Genomic DNA, 24,998 nt, shown 5'->3' on the forward strand with positions numbered 1-24,998 from the left:
GCTACCTAATTATTTATGGTTCTTTCTAGACTCAGCGAAAGTAATTCTAGCGTTCTAATTCAACTGTAATCTCTATCTCTTCTTCTTCAAATTCGTTTATAACACGGGCAGTATTCACCTCAATGACTTTACAATTCATAAAATCATCAAATATATCGGAATTCTTATAGTCTTTTACCATAATTTCGTCACTATCTTTAAATTTTAATACTACTATGTTCCCGTCAGCAATTAGCTCTAATACTTGTTTTACATTCACGCTTCACTCTCCGTTTATTTATGGTTCTTGCTGACTCGAACCAGCGACCAAACGGTTAGCTACCAACTGAGCTAAAGAACCGAAATATGACAATCTGCAGCACATATCTTGGTTATTATATTAGATATATGTGGATGGAACTGCAGATTATCAAGATACTGTAAAAGAAATCAATTTCTCATCCACTAAATATATTATAACAGACTACTATAAATAATTGACAATTGTCTGAAAAATTGATAATATTTAAATTGTTAGTACCTCTTATTTTTTGTATACACGAAACTTTTTCTGAATTTGTACTAACACACATCATCCTCTAGTTGGACTCCTTGAAGTCATCCAGCTAGAGCTTTTTTATTTGAAAAAAGCCACTCCGAAGAGCAGCTTAACTCTAGAAATAGGATGAAATCCCACAATCATCCCGCCTACATTATAACATAATATCATTGACAATTGTTCATAAAATTGTTAATATTATAATAGTTAGTGCAAGTTAATCTAGTTTTATACTATACTATATTATTCATACCTTGCTCTAATCACTTTTCGGCACTGGCTTAATGCTAGTGCTTTTTTGATATAAAAAAAGCCCCACGAGAGTGAGGCGTTTAGCAAAATATGCAGTGAGTATTTCATGGATTAAAATACTCAGTGATTATTTATGGTAACTAATTATAGCGCTATCATCATTTTTTGTCAAGAAAAAAGCGCCCCAGTTAGGAGAGGGACGCTTCGGAATGAATTTATGAAAAATTATATATTTTTGGGTAAATATAGTATATATCTACTTCCTTAACTAGAACAAAAAGCCCTGTTTAAGGGCAGACGTCATCTTATATAGGTAAGATGAATTCATTCTACTACTTTTTGTATTCGTTTTCAAATAAAAAACACCGTCACTTAGTCAAAACGATGTTCTCGGAGTTATTTATAACTTTAATTTAAAAGGTAGGATCATTATACAATTTACTGCTTTCCTTGTAAAGAAAAACGCCCTCGCTTTGGAAAAGGGCGCTTTATCTCTCCAGAAATACTTAGTTATTTGTACTTGTATTTGGAATAGCATTTACGATAAGGATATTATACTAATTTATCTTAAGAAAAACAGTAACATTTATTAATAAAAAAAGACCCCCGATTAAGGGGTGTCAGTGTTAGAAACTTAATTATAGCAAACTTCTTAACGAGAACAAAGAAAAAAGCCCCGGAGGGCGGAGAATATGCTATGTCAATGCAAGAAATGCAGCAATTGTACCAGCAATAGCTATGCCAGTCCCAATTATTGTAAATATTATTCCCACATACCATCTTATTGATTCTTTTTTAGCTTGTTCACGTTCTTTGCGTTCTTTTTCTGTTCATCTTTCAACGCCTGTTTGAATTCCGAAAAGGAGTTATTAATTTGTAAAACTTGATTTGAAAAACCATTATCAACTTTTTGAGATAACAGCTCAAATTTATTATCCATTCTATCGCTCAAATTCTCAAATTTTAAATCAATTTCATTTTTAGAATAAGTTTCTTGATGCATATTATCTCCTCCTCTTAATTTTGTATCTGTTTTCATTATATCATATTCATCAGTTCTTTCCCATTTTACGCTCGATCTTTCATTTTTATCAATAGGGAATACTATTAAATCTCGGTTTTCCATCATTTCTCCTTGACTTCAAATGTTAATTTTTTTGAGTCTTGAATAAGACCGTTGAATTTTTCATCATTTAATTCTTTTACTTCAACTACAGACAAGACTTTGGCTAATGTCAAAGTTAAGAAGTAATTTCCTTCCGACAAATTATCAGTAGGAAATTTCATAAGGCCCTCAGCTTTGAAATCACCAGATTCTTCAACCATAATATTTTTATCAAAAGGTTCTATAATATGTTCAAATACAGTGCTTTGAGGTTCTTCGGATTTGTTTATATGGGTAAAGATAACATACCTGAACTCGGGGTCTAGATTTGCTAATTTAAATCTGAGAGTAAACTTAGAGTCATGACTTATCTCTAGAACTGCTTCTTTTACTTCCTTAATTTTCAAATCAAATATTACCGCTTTAGATATTTCTCCACTATTGCTTAATTTTATATGTCTTTTTATCTCTTCTTCTGTCAAATTTTCCATAAGTTCCTCCTAGTTTTAAAATCTAATTTGAATTAATTATAGCAATTACCTATATAAAACACAAACACGAAAAAAGCCCTGACCGAAGTCAGGGTTAATTTTAATATTTTAAAGTTTGACCAGCATAAATCAAGTTAGGGTTTGAAATACCGTTCATTGAAACTAAGCTTTGAACAGTTGTTCCTAAACGACTTGCAATTAATGAAAGATTATCGCCAGAGTGCACTGTGTAAGTTCGTGCTGTAGCCCCAGATTGGCCTCCTTTGAAGCGAATAACCTGACCAGTATAAATCATGTTCGGATTAGATAAACTGTTCTGACGTGCTAATTCTTGCCAGTTTGTTCCCCAATTTGAAGCAATTCCACTAAGTGTATCACCTTGTTTTACAATGTAACTTTTTGAGGTTGTTGCGGGTTGGCTAGTTGATGCATCAATAGTTTCAACATTATGAACAGATAACCAGCTCATAATACCATCAAGCAAGACTGTATCACCGTTCTTCTGGATGATTTTATGTGGTTTACCTTTTACCCATTGAGGAATTGTTTGTCCTGTAGCATAATTTTTAGCTCCAAAGTTTACTTTAACAGTCATGCCAACTTCTACATCGTTTCCTTTAACTTCATTAGCTTCTTTACCATTATTAATGGCCGGTGTAACAGTATCGGGTTTAACTTCTTGCCCTTTTTGTTCTCCATAGCCATTGTCTGTGATTCCTGTTAAGTCTACATTTCCATCAAGTCCACCAGCAACATAAGTTGATGTGAACTGGAATACTGATATTCCGTCCATACTTGGGAAAAAGCTATAGTTTGGAACTGGTGTCACTTCATAATTTGGATAAGCCGCAATCCATAATGAGTTAGGGAATTCTTTGATGATTTGCTTATAATTGACATTGGCCAAAGTGTACGGCTTGTAAGAATAATACATTGGAGTATATCCAGCAGCTTTTACACGTCGCATTCCGTAAAGAATCGCATCAGTATTCGCTTGTTTATCTCCACTTGCTCCACTTTCATAATCCAAGGCAACAATAGAGTTTTTAGGTGTTTGAATTTTGGGCAAATAGCGATCAAGTGCCGCTTTTGCTACTTCTTGCGAACCTCCGACTTGATACCAAATATAAGTGTGCGCTCGTTTACCCTGAGCAATCGCAGATGCAACTTGTGTTGAATAAGTCGCTTGGTCTACAAAGGTTCCACCGTAAGTTCCTCCGATTTGGCTAAAAGCAAATTTATCATGAGCATAACCAAAATTACCGTAAGTTCCGTTATATTTTGACCAGTCCACCCCTTGGTCACCAACTGCTGCAAATACAGGTCCACTTGCTGCAACAACAAAGAAAGCTACCATTCCAATGGCAGCTTTTTTGATTACTTTTTTCATTTGTTTTCCTCTGTACTTTCATTTTCAATAACATCTGTTTTGCCATTTTTAGATTTCAAGTAATTCACCAACTCTTGAAACATTGGATTAACTTGGCAAATCAATTGAATCATTCGTGCCCCAAAGAAAGCCAGCGAACCATTGATAATCCAATTTACTTCATTTTCATAAGCTCTTGAGCTTGAGAAATGCCAAAACTCAAAAACAATCCAAAACAAAGCGATTGTTGTTAAATCAATAATGATTCTTTTTCTCAAAGGTGGGTCCATTTTTTCCCCATCTTTTAACCATGTCAATCCTAATATAATTAAGATTAGCCCTGAAACTCCTAATAATTGATACTCCAATTTGTATTTTTCCTTTCCATAATAAAAACCTATCCATTGATAAGTAAGTCATTTTACTTACTATTTATAAGTCGTTCGAGTGCTTCTCGCCATGCTTGTTCCTCCATAATACCTGCTTTCTATTTTTCTGTCGCTACATAAGTGCTCAATTTATCTTTTGAAGCTTGAAGTGCTGCTTCCATAAGACCGTTCATATCATTTTTAGCTTCTTCTGAATTATGAAAATCTTGAGGGTTATTAATTGTTAGCTGAACTTGTAAATCTCCTGCTTCATAAGCGGTAAAGCTTAAATTGGCAACAATGTTTTCACCGATAAGAATGTCGGTAGTTTCTTGAGTTTGTTTGTTCTTTTTCATTTTTTCTCCTTAGTTCTAACTTGGGAATGGGTCCTTGGTAAACCACATTTGAGAGAATGTTATCATATAGTCGCTGGTTGTAACGTTTCCTAAACTCATTAAGTTTACGCTACCATCTGTATTAAATTTGTACCAACCAAATTTTGAGGGGGAAGTTAAATCGTGATTGTATATCATAGTAGTTACAATAGGCCGAAAACCTATAGGAAGAATAGCCACACCAGTCTGCCAACTCCCGTTTGGTGGAGTAGAGGTAAAACGTTTCTCTGAGGATAATGTAACTATGTTTCCAACGCGAGTTAGCGTTGCCGTACGACCCCAACCTAGCGGAACTTCCTTAGTATGTTTTTCCGAAGAATCCACGCCTTCTGGTGTTATGTTTACATACTTTCCAACACTGTCAGTAATAGAAAAACCTTGAAATGAAACTTGAACTATACGGGTTCGTCCAGTGTTATTATCAATATACTGGTGAGCATAGCCCTGAGTATTATCAAGACCTATTGAATTTTCATTGTTTTCTGCAGGATTCTTTGAGTGAATTATTAAATGATTTTTTTCAATAGTAGTTGTCCCATTTACATCATTGTTTCCCCAGACACTCTCTATCTTCCCATCTTTAAATGTTCCGTTAGTTACTGATAGGTTATCTCCATTGATATTATGAGCATTAATTTCATATAAAGCCCAAACTGTCCCATTCCAGTAGTATTCTGTTCCAGCTAATATATTTGTACCATCACTAGCAGTGATATCATTTGCTCCGGAGTATTTCCATGTTAGCCCATTAAATTTTGTTGTAGGCTCAGTATCAGAAACAACTTTACCTGGATTACCATTACTTCCAGGAGGACCAGCAGGACCAGCAGGTCCAGTTGCTCCATCATTTCCCATTTTAGCAACTGAATACCCTGTTTCACTGGTATTGTCCGTATAAGTCCAAACAGTCTTAGTCCACAGATAACTACCTGCTGCAACTGTCGGAATTGTAGAAGTCCATCCACTACTTGGTGCCGTTGTTCCACTTGTAGAACCTGCATATGTAATGGTCGTAGTTTTGATACCAGTACCATCTTTACCAGCAATTCCATCATTACCGTTATTCCCATCTTTAGAAATATAAGTTACTGAGTAACCTGTTTCAGATGAGTTGTCCGTGTAGTTCCATACTGTTTTCGTCCAGAGATACTGACCTTTTATAAGACTGGGAACAGAACTCGTCCAACCAGTAGTTGGTGCTGTCGTTCCACTTGTTGAAATAGCGTAAGTGATAACAGTGGTTTTTAGTCCAACACCGTCCTTACCTGCTATTCCGTCTTTACCATCTGCGCCATCTTTACCGTCATTTCCCTTAAATACAGTCCAAGGTGCATATTTAGCAGGGTCTGTGGATGCTGTAGATGTAAAGTCTGTGTACTGACCGATATAGCTTGGCCAGTCAGCAGTTGTGACTTCTGTAGCTGATTGCATGTATGGAGTTGCGGTTGAACCTGGTTCTTGTTTCGGTTTTCTAACTCTAAATGTAAAACTACCCTCACTTGCACCAGTGAATCTAGTCTGAAAGATGGCTTGTGCATTTACGGATGGGTCTGGATAAGGAGGTATCGTTGAAGTTTGTGTTATTCTTATCCACTGATTCAGCATTTGACTAGGGTCTTTAGGTAAATCTATAGAACATATTGTTTTCCATATTGGACCAAGGTATCGCTGACCAAACCAAAATTCTGTAAGAGTCGTTCCAGCAGGAAGATTCCAGCTTGTAAACATGACATCCATACTCATTGTATATTTATCACCTGGTTTATAATCCCTAGGTAAAATAGAGAAACCATCCCAAAGGTCTCTGCTGACATAGGTATTAGTACCCTTTATTGTCATTTCACCATAGTCATTTTCTACTTTGTCAAAGTTTTTAAAGAATCCAGCTTTGGTCTTAGCAGAACTATTAACTAACAAATTCAAGTTAGGATAAACAGTCGTAAATCTATCTGTTCCATCAGCACTATAAGCATATGCATAATGAGTTATTGTCCCATCGTAAACGTTACTTACAGTGGTGCTATTGCTTGCTACTATCGTCATCAGTTACCTCCGCCCAAATTTCAATAATTGGAGTGGAGATACCATAAGTCCGCCAGATTTGTTCAATCACATCACTTGCGCTTGTTGCTTCAAAGCTAACTTGTGTGATTTCTCCCCCAAGTTCGATATTGGCATAAAATGTACTTTTCATTATTGATTCACCTCGCATGTATATTGAGCTTTGACATTGATATCAGTCGCCGCAACGCTAATTGTTTTACCAGTTTTATATTGATTTCCTGTACCGCCAAAATTAGCATTTAATACGCCATTTTGGTCACGTTGAGACCATTTATAAGTATAGGTTGTTCCAGCTGTATCAATTTCAGCACCAGATTGAAATACTCGGCAAGTAAGTGTTGTTGTACCAGAACCATTTTTAAAAATGCTACCTGCTGTACTATCAATCGTACAAGTTAATGGGTCTGTATAATCAAGAAGTGTAACGATGCCACTAACTGCAGTTCCTGCTGTACCACCTACTTGGTCAATGATTACTGCCTTAAAAGTTTGTGAGTTGGTAACAGCTGTTGGTAGAACTGTTAATATCCCTTGAGAAGTAGTATTTGTTCCTGCTGCTACATTAGGAGTTTGACCAGTTGTAGATGAAGTACATAAATGCCAACCTAATCCAAGGTTTGAGTTATAACCAGTTGAACCAGTTGTAGTTACAGTACTATCTGCATAACCGAAGAATATTTGCTTGTTCCCTGCAGAAAGTTGCCCCCCTTTATACAAATCAGCGTTAACTGTTAAGCTTGCAGGTTTAGAATTATAGAATGCTCCACCATTTCCAGCATAAACATTTGCAAGGACTGCTGATTTAGCAAGTTGCACAACCGTTAAATCTAAAACAGCTGAGAATGGAACGTTTAAACCTGTATTAGGGTCAACCCATAATCCAGAAGCAGTGAATCGTGATGCTGAGTTAGCAATTGGAACATTGACTTTTGTTGTCAACACACTATTTGAAGTTCCGCTCATATATTGAGTGTCAGTATTAGTAGTTGAAGTGATAGTTGTTGTTGTGGTTCCATCTGATCGTGTCCAAGTAATAGTTCCTGAAATCCCACTAATAACAGAAGTTGTACTCCCTGCTTTAGTAAGGTTGAGCGTTAAAACTTGTGGAGTAGTCGCATAACTTGGTGACCATGTTTGAGCTGTTGCATCATAAGTTTGAGTAGTCACCCCACTCGCTGTGATGAAAGCATTGAGTTGCATCCCATCTGATAAATCTGTGATTGTGATTTGTCCACTTGAGACAATTGACATATTTTGTTCCTCCTATTAATTAAGTGGTTCTGCAGTGCAATCAAATGTAGCTCTCTGCCAAACATCACTATTTGTGATTGTAATTGATTTCTGACTTGTTTGATGAGCAAGATTCCAAGCGGTATCTACTGTTCCATCAGAGTTAGTTTTAGACCATATATAAGCAAATTTTGTTCCCTCACTATCAATTTCTTTATTATTTTGATAAAGTATCGCAGTGAAAGTTGTATTAATGATATTATTTTTAAATTGATAGCCATTAGATGAATCAATAACTAGATTAATCGGGCTAGTTCCATCATCCACATTAGTGATAGTAACCGACTGACTTGCGACTACTTTACCCGCAATTGTTGCTTTAAAGCTATAGACTGCTTTATCCGCAACTCCACTTGCATCAACTGTAATAGTCTGTGTTGGAGCGACAACTGTTCCATCTTTCGACCATTCATAACTGTCTGCAATAGTTTCAGTGGTATCTGAGCCAAAATAGATATGAGCTGACAAATCAGTTGATCCCGTACCATTCTTAAACTGTACCCCATTAGTAGTTTCTAAATCCGATCTATATGGAGTGCTTTGGTCAATCAACTCTTTCATTCTGCCATATAAATCGGCAGAGATATCACTTTTTAATTTAACAAAATTAGTAAAAGTAATTTTATTATTTAAAGGATTAGTAAAACTTATTTCTTGTTCAGATACTCTTGCTGATAAAATTAATCCACCATCTGACTTGTCAAAAGTTGAGTCTTGAACAATTATTGTATCCCCAATATTTAGCTTTTTGTTATTTCCAAGAGCACTTGTAACAGCATTTACTGATACTATTACTTCATAAGTCATTTGAGGATAAGCATAAAGTTTAAACTGACTTACAGCATAATCCCATAAATCATCATTTGAACTTGCGGATGTTTGAATATTTTTATTAGTATATTGATCTGAAGATGGAGATAGGATTTGAGAAGGAAACATATCTCTTGATAAAGGAGCATATGCTGTATTACTACCAGCATCTTTATAAAATTCTAATTGACCATCAGAATTATAATATTTTCCTTCTATTGATAACCAATTATATTTGTTGTTTGAATCAGTAACAGTAGTTGAATTAAAAAATGTAGATGTTCTATCTCCAGTTGAGGTTATACCATCAATATTTTTACCATAATATAACGTTACATCTTTTCTTAATTGCCCAACTCCTCCAGTTTGATATAAATCTAATGTTATATTTTGAAGTGTTCCGTCATCTTTTAGATTTGTTTTAAATTGAAATTCAGCCTTAAAACTATTACAAATAGAAATTATACGAGCTAGTTTTGTTTCGGTACTATCAAAAGAGAGTATTGGATTAGATGTATCTTCATCAATAGTTGAAAAAGGATTATTACCTATTTCAACAACATTATCTGTAATTTTAGCTGCATTTTTAAGATACCAAACAATACTATGGCGAAGATTATTATTATATGGTTCTACATCCTCACTAATCAGTTCAAGATTTAAATTTTCGCATTGTAATTGCATTGAATAATGATCTTGTTGAATATTAATTATATTAAATAAATAATCTTCATCATCGTAACTAAAGCTTATATAGCTTTGTAAAGTCAACAAGGCATAATCAGGATTTACCTTATTAACAGAAAAGTCAAAAGTAGATGTTCCCTCCGCTAAATAACGATGCCAATTATCATTAAAATAGTGAAGTGCATCTGGTAGATCATTATTGATAAAACCAATTCTTTTTAATGTTGAGTCATGAATGTTTAATTGCATTATAGATACCTTTCTTTCCAAGTTACATCAATATCAGGAGGCACTGTATTATCTCCAAATGAGCAATTAACAATTGATTGACCCGGAGGAACTGAAAATGGTTCTGAACCAGTAATCATCTCATCATTAGCAATTGTAAGTCCTTCTCTTCTATATATTTTTGAACTGCTCATATTTACCACAACAACTTCACTATTACCATAATGATGATTGTCTGCTGGAATAAATGTTGTAACATCTGTATTGCTATCAATTGTTTTGGTAACATCATTCTTTTGAAAATTAAACATTCTAAGCGATAGATTTGTTATATATTGTGTGTTGACATCTCTTCCTTTTAATTGACCCATATATACAAATACTTTTGTACATTTAGTACTTCCAAGCTCTGGAATAGTAATAGGGTAATTTCCTCCTCTATTGCCAAATGTAAAATTGAAAACTCTATCTTTCTTTTGAATTGTAAAATATCCAGTTGTAGAATTAAAATATAAGTTTGGATTAGGAACTTTTCCATCTCCATGACCACCATTATTTAATTCTTGTCCTCCTGGCCCAAATGTTTTCCATGTTCTGGGATGATTACCACCAATATAAAGTTGAGTTCTAAAGCTATTTCCTCTTGTATCATCTTTATATATTCCTAATCCAGCCATAAGTTTATTGTTAGAATCACAAAATAAAACTTGTATTAGCCCAGTTTGCCCCATTTTTGTTGCTTGCGCCCAAATATTAAAAGTTGAAGTAAAATTAGCTGTTCCAACATTTCCTATTTTATCAGCTGGAACATTATAGACTTGCATAGCCCCTTGCATTGACCATGTTCCGCTAGACGGAGGATCACCACCATCTTGTAATCTTAATCCATCATTTTTAAAAACAAGATTTCCTGCAGTTAATAATTGACCATTTTGAGGGTTGCCAACATCATTAGCCACATTAAAATGTCCACTAAAATTACTATTTTGGCTTATACCAGATGGGTTTAAAAGCCATTGAGATTCTACTCTTGTTGTTTCAGTTGTTTTTGAGTCAATCAAAGTTTGATCCTGACTTCCCAATCCAACAACTCCATTTTGACCTGCAATACCTATAAATGCATTATCAGATTTATGAGTAAATTTAAACGTAGGATATGCAGGAATAGTCCCTTGATTATTAATCAAAACATCTACTGAGTTATCTGAATTAACTATAATGGAACCATTTGTTCCTCCTGAATTATTTGAATTCAATTCTTGTGTATAGCTTGAGATAGCAACACCTGACGGTACAATAAATGTTAAAGTTCCTGTTGCCCTTAAAGAAGATATATCTTCAGAAAAAGTAGGTAATTGATCAGGCAATGCATACCAAACTTTATTTGGCTCATCACTAAAAATTAATGGTGAAGGAGTTGAAACATCTAAAACACTAGCAATTTGTTGGCGAATATTAACCCAATCTTTCGGAATACCATCTTTAATGAAAGAAATTGTAATTGTTTTCGCATTAATATAATTATTAATAAATTCTTGACCATATCTTGTAGTTCCTTCTGGTCCAAGATTATTTGTCCATGTTGAGCCAAAATTTCGTTCGATTGAAGTAAATCCATCTACCAAGTCGGAAATATTTTGACCATTAAAACTTATCGTAAATGTCAAATCATAATACCTCCTAATCTATTTTTTCTATTTTGGTATGAATCCTGTGTTTTTTTAATTGTTGGAGCTGCACCTTTAAAGAAACTATTTTCATCAATAATTGGTGCAGGTTGATTTTTAAGAGCTGTTGTTTGTTCTTTTGTCGCTCCTAGAACTTGAGAAAGTAGATTAACAGCTTGAGTTAAAGCTAATTCCATATTACTATTAGAATTTTTTTCATAATTATTAGCGTTAATAGTTCTATTTGCTTGGTTCAAAAGTTGACTCGCTCTTGACTTCTTTTGAGGATCAAGCGGAATAACCATTTCAGGACGATTTCCTTCAGCTATTTCATAAAATCCATGTGCATCAATGACTCCGCCATTTTCATAACCATGCCCATTTCCTAAGAATGATAAGCTTGAACCATAACGGCTTTTAGCATAATTAAGAGCAGCTAATAAGTTATCATATCCATTAAAAATATCGCCATGTCCAGGGAATTTATATGCGTTAAATGTTGCTGAAATTGTTTGCATCAATCCTTTGGCAAGATCACCAGTAATATTATTAATATCTCCAATATTTCCTTGTACAGCTTTTTCATTACCGCTTGATTCTGTAGCTATTTGGCGAAGGACACGGTCAACCATGTCTTGGCTTGTACTCAATCCGTTAGCCGCAAGCGCCTGTTTAACTTGCCCAGCCCAACGTTGAACACCAGAACCAGATGGCGAACCTTGTGAACCTCCTGCATCTGATTCAGCTTTTTTGAAGAATGATTGTAAGAATTTAATAAAATTATCTTCAGCAGTTTGAGCAGAACCTTTTGCCATCCTAGTTACAACTGGCGGAAAGTCATTTTCTAAATTATCTAATCCTAAGCCATTATAAATAGCTTCTACAACACCTTTAGGTCCTTTTGAAATAACGCTAGTAACATCCTTGTATGTTGATTTTACCCATCCAAGTGCATCTGATAAGAAGCCAGATACACCGTCAGCATGAGCTGGCAAATTAGCTGTTAATGATAGAAACTCTTTTGACATTGAGTGAGGGAGAATTGAAGTTCCAGCTTTCAGATTACGGATTTCAGGTCCTTGTTGGCCAACCGCAAAAATACCATGGTTTGGATGGTGAGCAAGTTCAAATCCTTCTTCACCAACTAGAGCTGTTTCATCTTGAGCTAATCCACGAGTACCTACAGCATATCCTTTAAGGCTAACGTGACCGATATTCCCCCACCCTTTGTGCAGGAAGTTAAGAACGCCATTAATCCCGTCAACAAATGAGTTAATTAAGTCTCTTGAATCTCTAAATCCTTTTGTATACTGTTCTACCGTTTGTTTTTGTTCTCCTGCAGCAGCTTTTACATTTTTGTCAGCCTTATCATTAGCAAAGTCAATTGTTTCTTTATGAGTTTTTTGTGCCTTATCTACTACGCCTTTATATTGTTCATTAGCATGACCAATTGAATCATCACGTTGCTTTTTAGCAGTTTTTATCATTTCATCATATTGAGCTTTTGTTATAGAACTATTTTCTGCACGTTGTTTATCAATTGCTGCAACGGATTTTTTATATTGTTCATTTGCTGCTTTTACAACATCATCTTTTTGTTTTTGAGCCTTATCCTTAACTCCTTTATATTCATCATCAGCCTTTTCAAGGGTATCAATTAATTGTTTTTGATTTAATTTTCCTTTTTTATTTTTTAAATCATCAAGTAAATCAAGCTGTTTATTTTGAGCGATTTTAGTAGCAGTATTGATTTGATTATTCATCTGCTCTTCAGCTTTAGTTTGCGTTTTAGCATAGTCTTTTTCAATCTTATTCATATTGTTACTATGCTCTTTTTTATTTTGCTCTTGCTTATTATCAAAAGAATTTGTTGCTCTTAAAATTTCAGCCATCATCTCTTTTTGATATTGAGGTGAATTTTTACCGTATTTCTTTTCCAATGCTAAAAGAGCGTCGGTACTTCCAGATTTAATTTTTTTAATTTCAGCATCATGATCTTTAGTTAATCTTGTATTAGCGTCATTAGCTCTTTTTTGCTCTTTAGAAACACTAGCATAGTAATTATCAGTATTTTTCTTCATCTCATCAAGATTCTTCTTCTGAGCATTTTTTTGTTTCTCATCTGAATCTTTTTGGCCTTTGTTTAATTTGTCAGCCTGTGCTTGGCTCAATACACCGTTTTTAACTAGAAGGTCAACTTGCTTTTTAGAATCCTTTTCTTGATTTTGATAAAACTTATCAATATCTTTGGACATCTTCGCATAAGCATCAGCAGTTGCTTTCTTAGCTTTTTCAAGTGATTTCTCATCTACAATATCAATAGTTGCTGATTTTTTGATTTTATCCAAGAAGCCTTGGTAGTCCTTAGAGAACTCTTTCATATCTTTTGTTGGTGCTTTAGGGTCGAACTTAACAACTGGTAACTTTTCGCTTTTTAATGAAGATTCTTTTAAACCATCATTAATCAAATCTCCAAGTTTTTTGCCTAAGTTTTTACCACCCATCCCGCCAATAGCTGCACCAATTGCTGTACCGATACCAGGAGCGATAAGAGAACCAATCGCTGCTCCTGCCGCTGCTCCACCAAGTGAGCCAGCAACTCCGCCAGTTTTTTGAGCTGTACTATCTTTACTGAGTAATTCAGCTCCTGCATTTATTCCGCCAGACAAGACTGTACTTCCGCCAACAGATCCAATGATCCCTAATAATCTTGGAATTAAGGAAGTTGCTTTTGATAAACCGCCAGAGGCAACAAGCGCTTCACCTTCAGCAGCTACGCTACCTTTTGTTACTGTTGAAGCAACTGTTCCAGCTTCAGATACAACACCTTTACCTACAGAAGATTTAATGCCTCCTCCAGATAAAGCATCAGATAAAGCATTCATACCTGACATTATTTTAAGCTCATTATTAATTTTTTTAACCATCGCTAGAGCATCGCCGATTTTATTAACTGCCCAAATACTAGCGAAAACTTTAGCTGTATTTACAACAAAATCTTTATGTTCCCCGATAAATTTGACAGTATCAACGAGCTTTTGGAATATTTCCGCAATCCATTTAGCTATTTCTTCAAGGCCTTGCTTACCTTCTTTAGAATTAAATGCCTTAGCCATTGAAGTGGCTGCATCAGATAGAACTGGCAAGAACCTTTGACCAATCATAATTAAAACAGCCTCTCCGGCTGCTTTAAATTGTTTTAATTCATTTTGAGTAGATTGCATATTCTTATTTGCAAGATTAACAACATACCCTTGGCCATCAGCTGATTTTTTCACCTTATCATCGAGTTCGCCTAACTGCTTAACGTTTTCAGAAAGAATTGCACCCGCTTGTTGACCAGTAGTTCCAAATAAAGCATGGAAGATTTGTCCTTTTTGGAATGAACTTAGTTTTTCTGTATGTTGGTTTAACAATCCGAAAATTTCCGTCATTGACTTCATATTTCCGTTTTGGTCTACAAAATCTTTTGTGCTTAAACCAATTCCAGCTAGTGCTTCAGCAGCATCTTTACTTGGAGATTGTAGCGAAACAATCACTTTTCTAAGTCCAGTACCCGCTTTATCAGCTTCAAGACCATTATTAGAAAGAATACCAATTGCAGATGCTGTTTCTGACAAGCTTAATTTGCTTTGATGAGCCGATGCCCCTACATATTCCATTGCTACACCCATGCTTTGGAAATCAGTTGCTGTCATATCTGCTGCATAGGCCATCTGGTTAACAACTTCTTTTGTATTTTTTGTCATTCCAGTAACATCATCAGCTCGTTTACCAAAACTTTCAAGCGCTGCTGTTGAGTTATGTACAACATCAGTAAAATCATCACCAGAAGCTACCGAAGCTTGCAACATGGTGGGCAAAGCACCAAGAGCTTGAGCACTCGTATATCCACGTTTTACAAGTTCTTGATATCCATCTGCTATTTCTTTTTGAGTTTTACCATACTTAACAGAAAGTTCCGAACCTTGCTCTTGCATTTTATTAACATTTTCTTGAGCTTCTTTAGCTTGTTCGCCGCCAGTTACTAATAAGTTAAAAGTTGTTTTATATTGGTTTTGAAGTTCAGAGGCCATTTGTGCCCCCTTAACTGCAGCTGCACCAATTGCAGCAATCCCAAAAGCACTTTGATAAGCTGCACTTTTTACTTTCTGATATCCTGCTGCCATTACATCGGTAGCTTTCTCAGTTGTTTGATAAACAGTATTTAAACCTTTACCAATGAGAGACTCAGAATTAAACGGTTGCATCTTTGTGACTGCCAAGTTAGCTTCTAAAAGTTTATTTCTGTAGTTCAATAATGACGAAGCAGCTTCATTTACCCTTGTTTTTTGCTTAACAAGCGTTTCTGAACTTGTACCCTCGGCAGCTTCTAATCGTTTAAGCTCAGTTACTTGGGCCCTATAAATCTCAGTTTGCTTTGCGTATGAAGTAGATAGACCAGAAACTTCGGCTTTAGCAGCTCCCATTTTATTACGAGTCTTCTCATATAAATCAATTTGAGACTGCATGAGTTTGTCATTAGCACTGAGAGATTTATTTAAATCTTCAATACCTGTTTGTTGATACTCATAAGCTGATTTAGCACGATTTAATTGTGCATTCATTGATGTTAAATTTCTAGATGCATCGAGTAACTGCTTATTGTATTTTTGGTAAGATTTTTCGCCTTGTTCACTATTTCTATTAATAGATTCTAAGCCCTTGCTCAAATCTGCTATATATTTTTCTTGTTTATTAATAGCATCGCTTAAACCTTCATAACGAATTTTAGCTGCAGAAACTGTTTCCCCTGCTGATTTTGCATAAGTTTCATTAATCTGCCATTCACGAGTACTATCTTTAACTGCTGATTTTAAGCGGTTAATAGCCTCAACAGCTTTTGTCTCATTCAAGTCAATCCCTGTGGTGACTGAATCAACCATTATATCTGCCATTTTTACTCCTTTCTAATTTTTGAGTATAAAAAAATACCTAAACATTAGGTATTGACATGAATATTATTGTCCAAACATCTTCTTCAAATCATCGAATGAAGCCATCTTATTATCTTCATTAGCTTTAAATACATCAATTAAGTCATAATAATCATGATTATCTACTTGCTCTAATGTCCAGTGCCAATTTTCGATAATATTTTTTTCAAATAGTTGTAAATCTATTAATTGGTTGTGGTGGTAGACTTTTCGTTCTTCAATGCTTGAACTTTTTTTTCGGCAGAGTCAACCTCCTCAGTAAACATAGTATCGATTTGATCATCATCATACCCTTGAAGTGAAAGAACAAGTTTAGACTGCAAATTCATAAATTGACCACGATCAAATTCTTCTAATTTATCTACTTCTTTTTTATTTAAACCTAGAATTTCAGTAATAAATTTTTCGGCATTATTAATTACTGACATATCATCAAGAGCGATTGCTTTTGTTAATTCTTCTAGTGTTCCATCCTGAACTGAAGCAAGTTTTTCTTGGCTTTTTGCTAGTTCCAATTGGTAGGCATGCATTTTTTTAATGTTCTTAATTGAAGTTTTAACTTCAAATGATTCTTCTCTAATTTCTGGTAATGATAATTTCATTGTAACTCTCCTCTATTTTACTTTTTGTAAAGGAATAGTCAGGTATCGAACCTAATATAATAGACCTTCTATCTATTCCATATAAAAAGCGGATTGCTCCGCCTTTAATTATTATTGTCCACCAGTTACTGAACCTGAACCGCCAGTAGTCGGAGCAGTATAACCGTTAAATACATCTGCTAACATTGCAGCTTCAGTAAATTTAGCATCTCCACCATCAAAGAATTTGATAGCTTCTCCACCCCAACGGCTTACAGAGAATGCAGTAAATGTCAATGCATCATCCACACGTACAACCGCATTGGTATTTGTTTGTAAGTTCAATGCAGTTTCATTCATTTTACCTGCAGCAAATCCAATATATTGAGGAGAGGCTGAACCAATTGTTGTCGTTTGAATCAAAGCCGCAACTTTAGGAACAGGACCTTGAGTATATCCACCCTTAGTATCATTAACTCGTCCAAGGAGTTTTTGTTTGATATCAAAAGGCAAACCATTGAAGTCGAATGCTACAGAAGGAGTGCCTTTTGCAATATCTGCATCTACTTGACCATCATTACCATAAATCATTGTTGGAGCACTTGATACATTAGTGATATTTGCAGTCTTTGTACCTAACATTTCATCAGTGATTGGGAAAGTACCATCAGTTGATAAACCGCCAGCTCCTTTTACAATCGTTCCAGTATCATCTAAAAGAGCGAGAGTTACCATTTTCAAACCTTTTGTTGCCATTTTAATTTCCTTTCTTAAATAAAAAACGAGTTAGCTATTTGCTATCTCGCTTAACGTCATGATGCGTTGCACCGTTAAATTTTTAATAATTTGACCTGTGTCAGGGTCTATATAGTGACTTTTTGACTGTGCAATAAGCCAATCATTATTTATAAATGATTTCATCAGATTAATTTCGCTTTGAACAATATTTATATCTGAATCTTCAGCGTTCGAGTAAAAGATTTGAATATAAACACCATACATGAGTGAAATAAAATCTGAGTTACCATAATCACTTGGTCCATTATCAGATTCTGTCAATAAAACTTGCGTTTCATTACTAGAATCTAATTTTTCACTAGGAATAGAATCAAGAAAGATTTCGTTGTATGGAAAGCCGCTGGCTGCAATTATATCTTGAACAATTTCAACTGGTCTTTTCATAAGTTATTCTCCTTCTTTTTTCTATTAATTATTTTCCTCATTGCTTCAGCTTCAGCTTTTAATATTCCTTGCTGAACAATAGGATTTTTTCTTGTTTCTTCAATAAAATGATCTGCATGAACTGCAACTTCACCAGGCTTTTTATATTTTCTTCCAGAACGTGTTGTAAACTGAGGAAAACGACTACCATTATTAATGATATTAGCGATATAGCCTTTTGTATGAGTGCCTTTTTCCGTACTTCTTTCCCATCCTACAACACTTTGACCATCTTTAACTCCGTCAATATTCTTATTTTTCATAACAATACTATCTGCTAAATGTGGGTCTTCTCCAGTATCACGATGACGGTAGTGTCTATTTCTAACTTCATAAGCTAATGCTTGCTCAAATACTTTAGCGCCAGCTTTAGTAACTTCGGCTTTATCTTCTACAGTCATCTTTGTGCTTAATGATTCTGCTTGATTAATGATTAGTTGCATTGCTTCCTCAAAAGTAGCCATATTAAGCTCCTTTCTTCTTCGCTTGAAGAGTCAAAATATCAAATTTAATAAGCTTTGCAGATTCATCTGAAGAAATATTAATAATGCTGTAAAGAACATCATCTATTTGAACACACATTTTCTTTGTAACTAGCTTATTATGTCTAATTGCAATGTCGAATGTATCAGCCGTAGTTGTACCAATTATCTGAAATTGAAGCGCAAGTGATCTCATTTTAGCTGCGAATCGAACATTTAAAACCGTTGCTGGGTCAATTTTTTCAACCTTACCTCCAGTAGGAGTAGTTACTGTTTTAGTAACTCCAATCTGGCACTTTCTATTAAAATCATTAGGTTTGTAAGTTTTGACCATCCTGCACCTCCTTCCATGAAGAATAAAGACCTCTCAACTGCCCAACCATATGATCTACAGCAGTAGTAGGCGGCATAGTTGTAGAACGATTAATCCACAAATCCATTGAATAACTAAGAACAGCTACATCATAAATCGGAGAAACATTTTCTACACTGAAAAATGGAGCGTCAACTGTATCAGAACTCACTGCATTTTTCACATATGCTGTTGCTGTATCAAAATAAATTTGAAGTTGTGGTTTGCGATCATCATCTTCTGATAACTGATCTAGTAAGTCATCAACAGTTACGCTCATTTAAATCCCTCCTGATTATCCGGCAGTAGTTGTTGTAGTTTTGAAGTTTCCTACTTGGTCAGCAATTGTAGTAAATGAACCAGCAACTAAAGCTTCTGAGTCAGTAACTTTAACATCAAAGCGATCGATTACACGAATTTTAGTAGTATCAGTTTCAAATGCACCAGCACCAATATTTGTTGGAAGTAATGACATGTTTTCACGGTCAAACAATGTAATAGCTTGTGACATATCTCCATAATAAAGTGGATAAACTGGAGCATTTGTTGTTCCACCATTTGGAAGCCAGCGATCTGCAATTACAACGATTCGTTTGCCTTTAATCACCATTTGGTCTGGTTGTTTAGGGTCTGGCAGAACAAGATAATTTCCTAAAGCATCTTTGACTTTACAGATTTCATTGCATCCTGAAACATTTGTCAAGAAAAATGAAGTGGCAACAATTGCAGGATCAACTCCTGTGATTGCCAAATCAATCAAATCATCAAACTTGGCGATTGTTGCTTTTTTAGGAACTGCACCCATCAATGCAATAATTTCTTTATTGCGAGAAACAACTACCTTCTTAGCGATCCAAGAAGATAACCAAGCAAGAATATTTTCAGCAGTATCTTTAAGCAAAGAGTTTGTAGCTGTGATAATACCTGCATAGCGACCAATCAAGTATTTAATGATTGTCAAACGTGGATTATCAAGATCAGGAATTTTTCCATCTTCTGTATCCATTCTGGTCAACGGAGTAACATCAGTCCATTTTTCATATACACGACTACCGCTTAGTGTAGTAACGTTTTCAACACGGACATATTGTTGCAATGAATCATATTGGCGAACCAATGTGTTGATAGCTGTACGAATATCTTGTGGAATAGTAAGCCCAGCAGCACTGTCGTTTCCATCAGACCCATTGTCTGTATTTGAAGATACAGTATTCATAAATGCCATAGGGTTACGAACCATATTCACGAAATCTGAAACAAATTGTTCTTTAAGATTATTTTCTTTTTTAGTAAGCGGCGCTTTATCTTCTTCACGCATATTAACCACTTGCTCAGCTTGAGCTTCAACAAGTTGTTCTCTCAATGAATCACGGCGAACTTTTTCATTATCACGTTTATTTTTTAATTCTGACATAGCCTCTGCTGAAAAATTATCATCATTAAGAGCCATGTTGATTTGGTCATTAAAGTCTGTGACTTTATCTCCTGAAGCAATCCATGCTTCGTTCAATTGATTTACTGTTAATTTAACTCCCATTTGAGTCTCCTTTATTTTTCTAATAAAATAGCCAACTTACGAGAACGTAAATCGGCTTGTTTGTTTTCTATAATTGGTTCTTCTTTCGGAGGGTTATTCCGATTTTTGAAATTCATGAAATTCATAAATTCATTAAGTTTATCAGCAGTTGGAATATTGCCGATTGAGTTAGAAAATACTGGTTTATTAGCATCCACAAACATAATATTGTCTGCAAATCCTTTATCTACAGCTTCTTGTGCTGTCATCCATGTTTCATTAGACATCAACTGCAACAAATCAGATTGTTTCATACCAGTTTTTAATTCATAAGCTGCAGTAATAGATTGGTCAACACCATTTAAAACTTTAGCTTCATGCTCAAAGTCATCAGCATTCCCTTGACCGCCACTACTAGCTTTATGAATCATCAATTGTGCCGTGGGAGAAATATTTACTGTATCTCCAGCCATTGCAATTACTGATGCCGCTGATGCTGCGATTCCTTCAATATTTACAACAACATTTTTATTTGAATTTTTAAGCTTCGTATAAATTTCAGAAGCAGAAAAAACATCACCGCCATTTGATGAGATGTTTAAAATAACTTCTTCATCTTCGGAACTGTTTAAAATATTTTTAACCTTTGAGGGCCAAGTTAATAAATCTCCTAGTCCAAAATAGTCATACATCATGCCATATTCATCACCAACAATTGTTCCTTTGATTTCGATTACTGTCATCATTTACCTCCTTTCTAAGAATAATCACCATGACCACCTCCTTTCCTATGGTACTGGCTCATTACTTTGGCCAGTTGTCTTTTTATTTGTATTTTCAGGGGCTGGTAGGTCTTTAGGAATATATCCTGCTTCTTGCAAGATATATGTAGCTTGATTTTCAGCTACAGCGCCCCATCTTGTAGCAGTACTGATAGTAGATAAGTAATTATCGCCAAGAGGGTCAATAGCCGGTCTCATATTAACGCTTATATGGTCGCTTAACTTATACTCCAATTCACTTATGGCAGGTCTTAAAAAGCGATTTAATGCGCTTGCGTATTGCCCAGTCATCATTTGGATTGATGATTGTTGGTCTCCTTGACCGCCAACAAAGCTGTCAGATAATCCATATACTTTAGCATATTGCTTAGAAGTCCAATCTGTTTGTGATAATAATTGAGCTACATTTGATTTAATTTCTAGTGCAGTAAATTCTTCAAGGTCATCTAATACTACAGGACCACCACTTCTTGAACGTTTCATAAACGAACGAGAACGAGATGCTTTATCTTTATCGCTAAGAAGTCCACCACCTTTAACAGTAAGTACACCAGGAACATTTAATGAACTATTCAATGAACTAAGTGTTAATCGATCAGATGCTCTTTGGATTTTTGATTCACGTCTTAAAGAGTAAAGTGGACTAATTCCAGTTTTACCACCATCAATTGATAGTAGTTTCATATGAATCAAATCGCTCTGTGGAGCTTGTAAAATAGGCTCTATTTTAGGGTCATCAAAAGTGATGTTATAATACATTCCGTTTTCATACTCGAAATAATAAGTATTTACTTGAGATGGCCTTAAATATTCCCATTTCATATCAGCGCCATTAGCATTTCTCCAACGATAAGCGAATGCTTCGCCTCCTAAAAGTAACTGTGCAAACATTGATTGCCAAAATCCATGCTTGTTAGCATTGGTACTTGGATTATCAATGATTCCTTGATTCTTTTTCTTTTCAGCATTGATTTTAACTATTGCTAAATCACTAGATAGTTGCAAGATAATAGAAAATAAGTCTGAATTTCTTAATACTGCCCGAGCTGAAACCCATTCATTATTATCACCAAGCAAACTTTCCATTATTTGAGCATCATTTCCATCTGGAAAATAGCTTTGAACACTACCAACTTCTGGCGGATCATTTGTTTGGTTGATAAAGTTTAATATTGGCAAAATCAATCACCTCCCTTCTTTTCTATAGATTCAGAAACTAATCCGGCTAAAATAAAAACAACTGATAAAGCAACGCCACCAGCTGTTATATTCCACATAAACATTGTCACTGTTATGGTTACTGCAAAAGCAATAAACATAAGTACATCAAATATTTTCCAAATTAAAGAAAATAAGTTTTTAAAAATCTTCATCAAATCCCCAATCATCATCTATTTCGTCATCAAGGTCTAATAAGCCAGATTCTTGGCTAGTAACCCATTCTTTTACTTGTTCTGGTGTCATATGCTCAACTTGCCAGCTTTTATCATTTGCCATTCCATAATCTTCAAAATGATTCATACCTTGATATAGAGCATCTATAATTGCATCAACAACGTCAATTTTAAGTGTAGCTTTTCGCTTATCTACTTGAATACCAACTGAATCTTCACGCAAAACAGCATTTAATAATGCTTTTTCCATTATTTTGTCATCCAGACGGCTAATTGTTCCTTCAACAAATATCTTTTGTAAGAATTTAGTGGGCTTTGCCAGTTCTCCTGTCCGTTGCCTAATAGGTTGCAAATTAAATCCAGTATTATTAAGCAGCATTTGAATAACTTTAGTCACTCCCATTGCATCATATCCAAAAAATAAAACGTCAAGTGAATTTTCTTCTATATAATTTACAATCCACTCATAGAATTCATCATCATTGATTAATCCTTGTTGATGACTTGTGATTGTACAGAATCCTTTAGTTTCAAGTTCTCTATAGTTAATACCATCTTGCTTTTCTTTGGCTTCAATTGACCCTGCAGCTTGAAAAGGAATAAACGAATGTTGTTCAACATGCCATTTTGCCTGCCCTTCTTCGCTTACATACGGGTAAACAAAAGCAACTGCTGTATTATCTGATGACATAGAATAGTCAACACCAACATAACATCGTTGACCATAGATATTCAATTCAGGAACAATCGCTTTTTCAACATCTGCTAGGTTTAAATAACTGTCTATATCTGATGAAAGCCACATATTAAGATTCTTACATTGGAAATCATGAACAGCACCTGTAAGTACATCATTATCACGCTTATCAAGCAGTCCTTGCATGAGGTTATCATGTTCTGAAGCTAAATCTAATAAAGGGTTTGATTTAACCCAAGTTTCTGGCTTATAAGTTTCATCTAAACTATCATTACTCCAAATTAAACATAGATAAGTATCAGCATCTCTTAAAAAGTCTTGTTCCATAGCTTGTTGCAGCATCTTCTCATCTTCATGAAAGGGAACTGTAGGGTCAGGATATGCTGTTGAAATTTGAACAAATTGACGGTTAGGAACTTTAACTTGCCCTGATACAATCTTAGAAATCTTATCACGGCTTTTTACTTCGCCTATTTCATCGAAGATAGCTGTTGTAAAGTGATATGAATCATATTGTCCAGCTTCATGAGAGATTGGACGAATGACATTATTATGATTCCTCATAATAATCTTGTCAGCTTGTAAACTCAGGTCAGTTTTATCAGCTATATTTTTCCATGGATTAATTGTTCTAAGAACATTAATCATCGATTTTAAATAGCCATATAATTTACCTGTTTGTTTAGCATTAATTGATGAAACTAAAAAGTCTTGGTTACTTAAACCACGACTTTCTACAAAAAATGAATAAGCCATTAATATGGCTAACATATAAGTTTTCCCTTGACCACGTCCTACAGATATAATTGCACGGCTGAAACGTTTCCCACCTTCTTTATTCCTCCAACCTATTAGTAGAGACAACATAAACTTCTGCCACTCCATTAATTTAGTTGGTTCCATCGTATCAACGTTTGGGGCCATTTTAGAGAACTTCATTAACCTTTTTACATGTTTTACTTCGTAATTAAAAGGAAAATCTTCATTTCCTATCCTTTTTAAGTCCTGTAAATGCCTAAAACATGCTAACTTCATTAAATATCCTGTTGTGTACTTTTCATCTAAGACATCAAAAGCATATTTTGTAGCAGGGTCTTGATATTCTTCTCTAATATCTTCATAATTTATCGAATGATATGTACCGATAACATCATGGGTTTGAGTTAAATCAATCTTCATCGAAGAAATCCCCCATTCCGTCATCTTCATTTTCGTTTGTTTGCATATTAAGTTCCATCAATTCAGAACGTGATTTTGGAGATAAACCTAACTCAGAACCAATTTTTGTAAGATTTTTTATTGCATCTGAGTAAATTTGAGTCATTGGATTACGTTTGAAACCTTGAAATTGTCTGTCAATAATTTCACCAGTCATATCTTGAACTGGTTTATAAATTTCTTGAACTTCACCATGTTTTTTTAGATGTTCATATGAATTTCTATAAATTTCATACTGAGTACAGTACATTTCAACTAAAAACGAATCAATCTTATCAACTGGCTTTTGTTCATCAAGAAAGGGAACAGTTTTACGCCAACAAGCACTTGCGAGAGGAGAAAGGTGCTTAGGTGCACGATAGGACAACTTCCCGTCATTACTGTCTTTGAACTTCTTAGCTGTCATTTTTTCTCCTTTCTTTTAGTGTTTTGACCCCCCCTATATAAAAATTTTAAAAATTGGGTTTTGATATAAGATGAGACCTATGTGTGTGCTTTCCCTGTGAAAAGATAGG

24 protein-coding genes are annotated in these 24,998 nt (G+C 34.9%); all 24 read right to left on the reverse strand.

The window, feature by feature from the left end; all coding sequences use genetic code 11:
• Positions 1–46: 46 nt before the first annotated feature.
• The 24 genes from MKX45_RS08895 to MKX45_RS09010 all read right to left on the reverse strand — a co-directional run bounded on the left by MKX45_RS08895 (position 47) and on the right by MKX45_RS09010 (position 24,889).
• Positions 47–259 carry a hypothetical protein gene (locus tag MKX45_RS08895; RefSeq protein WP_340817044.1) on the reverse strand — a complete coding sequence of 71 codons (213 nt, stop codon included), beginning with the start codon at positions 257–259 and terminating at the stop codon, positions 47–49.
• A 1,312-nt stretch (positions 260–1,571) separates the two neighbouring features.
• The gene (locus MKX45_RS08900) at positions 1,572–1,916 is read right to left on the reverse strand and encodes a hypothetical protein (protein WP_340817045.1); all 345 of its coding nucleotides are present in this window, start codon (positions 1,914–1,916) and stop codon (positions 1,572–1,574) included.
• Positions 1,916–2,386, reverse strand: a complete 471-nt coding sequence (locus MKX45_RS08905) for a hypothetical protein (protein ID WP_340817047.1) — start codon at positions 2,384–2,386, stop codon at positions 1,916–1,918. The genes MKX45_RS08900 and MKX45_RS08905 overlap by 1 nt, the downstream gene beginning before the upstream one ends.
• 100 nt (positions 2,387–2,486) lie before the next feature.
• A complete protein-coding gene (locus MKX45_RS08910; protein ID WP_340817048.1) occupies positions 2,487–3,776 on the reverse strand; it encodes a LysM peptidoglycan-binding domain-containing protein in 1,290 nt (429 codons plus the stop codon).
• Positions 3,773–4,123 (reverse strand): hypothetical protein, encoded by a 351-nt coding sequence (locus tag MKX45_RS08915; protein WP_025016889.1) that lies wholly within the window; start codon positions 4,121–4,123, stop codon positions 3,773–3,775. The genes MKX45_RS08910 and MKX45_RS08915 overlap by 4 nt, the downstream gene beginning before the upstream one ends.
• Positions 4,124–4,242: 119 nt before the next feature.
• The gene (locus tag MKX45_RS08920; RefSeq protein WP_340817049.1) at positions 4,243–4,479 is read right to left on the reverse strand and encodes a hypothetical protein; all 237 of its coding nucleotides are present in this window, start codon (positions 4,477–4,479) and stop codon (positions 4,243–4,245) included.
• Between the two features lie 15 nt (positions 4,480–4,494).
• Complete coding sequence (locus MKX45_RS08925; RefSeq protein ID WP_445667038.1) at positions 4,495–6,564, reverse strand: hypothetical protein; 2,070 nt, start codon at positions 6,562–6,564, stop codon at positions 4,495–4,497.
• The gene (locus MKX45_RS08930; protein WP_023189746.1) at positions 6,539–6,712 is read right to left on the reverse strand and encodes a hypothetical protein; all 174 of its coding nucleotides are present in this window, start codon (positions 6,710–6,712) and stop codon (positions 6,539–6,541) included. The genes MKX45_RS08925 and MKX45_RS08930 overlap by 26 nt, the downstream gene beginning before the upstream one ends.
• Entirely contained in the window at positions 6,712–7,833 is a 1,122-nt protein-coding gene (locus MKX45_RS08935; RefSeq protein WP_340817051.1) for a hypothetical protein, read from the reverse strand. The genes MKX45_RS08930 and MKX45_RS08935 overlap by 1 nt, the downstream gene beginning before the upstream one ends.
• Positions 7,834–7,848: 15 nt before the next feature.
• Positions 7,849–9,618, reverse strand: coding sequence for a hypothetical protein (locus MKX45_RS08940; RefSeq protein ID WP_340817053.1), 1,770 nt, complete (start codon positions 9,616–9,618; stop codon positions 7,849–7,851).
• Positions 9,618–11,264, reverse strand: coding sequence for a distal tail protein Dit (locus MKX45_RS08945; RefSeq protein WP_340817054.1), 1,647 nt, complete (start codon positions 11,262–11,264; stop codon positions 9,618–9,620). The genes MKX45_RS08940 and MKX45_RS08945 overlap by 1 nt, the downstream gene beginning before the upstream one ends.
• A complete protein-coding gene (locus MKX45_RS08950; protein ID WP_340817055.1) occupies positions 11,261–16,201 on the reverse strand; it encodes a phage tail tape measure protein in 4,941 nt (1,646 codons plus the stop codon). The genes MKX45_RS08945 and MKX45_RS08950 overlap by 4 nt, the downstream gene beginning before the upstream one ends.
• 224 nt (positions 16,202–16,425) lie before the next feature.
• Complete coding sequence (locus tag MKX45_RS08955) at positions 16,426–16,842, reverse strand: phage tail assembly chaperone (RefSeq protein WP_021214451.1); 417 nt, start codon at positions 16,840–16,842, stop codon at positions 16,426–16,428.
• Between the two features lie 111 nt (positions 16,843–16,953).
• Entirely contained in the window at positions 16,954–17,577 is a 624-nt protein-coding gene (locus tag MKX45_RS08960; protein WP_340817056.1) for a phage tail protein, read from the reverse strand.
• 30 nt (positions 17,578–17,607) lie between these two features.
• Positions 17,608–18,003, reverse strand: coding sequence for a DUF806 family protein (locus tag MKX45_RS08965; RefSeq protein ID WP_340817057.1), 396 nt, complete (start codon positions 18,001–18,003; stop codon positions 17,608–17,610).
• Positions 18,000–18,506 (reverse strand): HK97 gp10 family phage protein, encoded by a 507-nt coding sequence (locus tag MKX45_RS08970; RefSeq protein ID WP_063282431.1) that lies wholly within the window; start codon positions 18,504–18,506, stop codon positions 18,000–18,002. The genes MKX45_RS08965 and MKX45_RS08970 overlap by 4 nt, the downstream gene beginning before the upstream one ends.
• A gap of 1 nt (position 18,507) precedes the next feature.
• Positions 18,508–18,858: a phage head closure protein gene (locus tag MKX45_RS08975; RefSeq protein WP_340817058.1), complete on the reverse strand. Its 351-nt coding sequence runs from the start codon at positions 18,856–18,858 to the stop codon at positions 18,508–18,510.
• Complete coding sequence (locus MKX45_RS08980; protein ID WP_340817059.1) at positions 18,836–19,156, reverse strand: head-tail connector protein; 321 nt, start codon at positions 19,154–19,156, stop codon at positions 18,836–18,838. Before MKX45_RS08980 ends, MKX45_RS08975 begins: the two co-directional genes overlap by 23 nt.
• A gap of 15 nt (positions 19,157–19,171) precedes the next feature.
• Positions 19,172–20,413, reverse strand: a complete 1,242-nt coding sequence (locus MKX45_RS08985; protein WP_340817060.1) for a phage major capsid protein — start codon at positions 20,411–20,413, stop codon at positions 19,172–19,174.
• An 11-nt stretch (positions 20,414–20,424) separates the two neighbouring features.
• Positions 20,425–21,135, reverse strand: coding sequence for a head maturation protease, ClpP-related (locus MKX45_RS08990; protein ID WP_340817061.1), 711 nt, complete (start codon positions 21,133–21,135; stop codon positions 20,425–20,427).
• A gap of 45 nt (positions 21,136–21,180) precedes the next feature.
• Entirely contained in the window at positions 21,181–22,359 is a 1,179-nt protein-coding gene (locus MKX45_RS08995) for a phage portal protein (protein WP_340817062.1), read from the reverse strand.
• Positions 22,356–22,565, reverse strand: a complete 210-nt coding sequence (locus tag MKX45_RS09000; RefSeq protein ID WP_340817064.1) for a DUF1056 family protein — start codon at positions 22,563–22,565, stop codon at positions 22,356–22,358. Before MKX45_RS09000 ends, MKX45_RS08995 begins: the two co-directional genes overlap by 4 nt.
• Entirely contained in the window at positions 22,534–24,444 is a 1,911-nt protein-coding gene (locus MKX45_RS09005; RefSeq protein WP_340817275.1) for a terminase large subunit, read from the reverse strand. Before MKX45_RS09005 ends, MKX45_RS09000 begins: the two co-directional genes overlap by 32 nt.
• Positions 24,434–24,889, reverse strand: a complete 456-nt coding sequence (locus MKX45_RS09010) for a phage terminase small subunit P27 family (protein ID WP_340817065.1) — start codon at positions 24,887–24,889, stop codon at positions 24,434–24,436. The genes MKX45_RS09005 and MKX45_RS09010 overlap by 11 nt, the downstream gene beginning before the upstream one ends.
• Positions 24,890–24,998: the final 109 nt, after the last annotated feature.

It is taken from the genome of Lactococcus sp. FSL W8-0209 (genome assembly GCF_038006585.1).
In the GTDB taxonomy this organism is placed as follows: Bacteria; Bacillota; Bacilli; order Lactobacillales; family Streptococcaceae; genus Lactococcus; species Lactococcus lactis.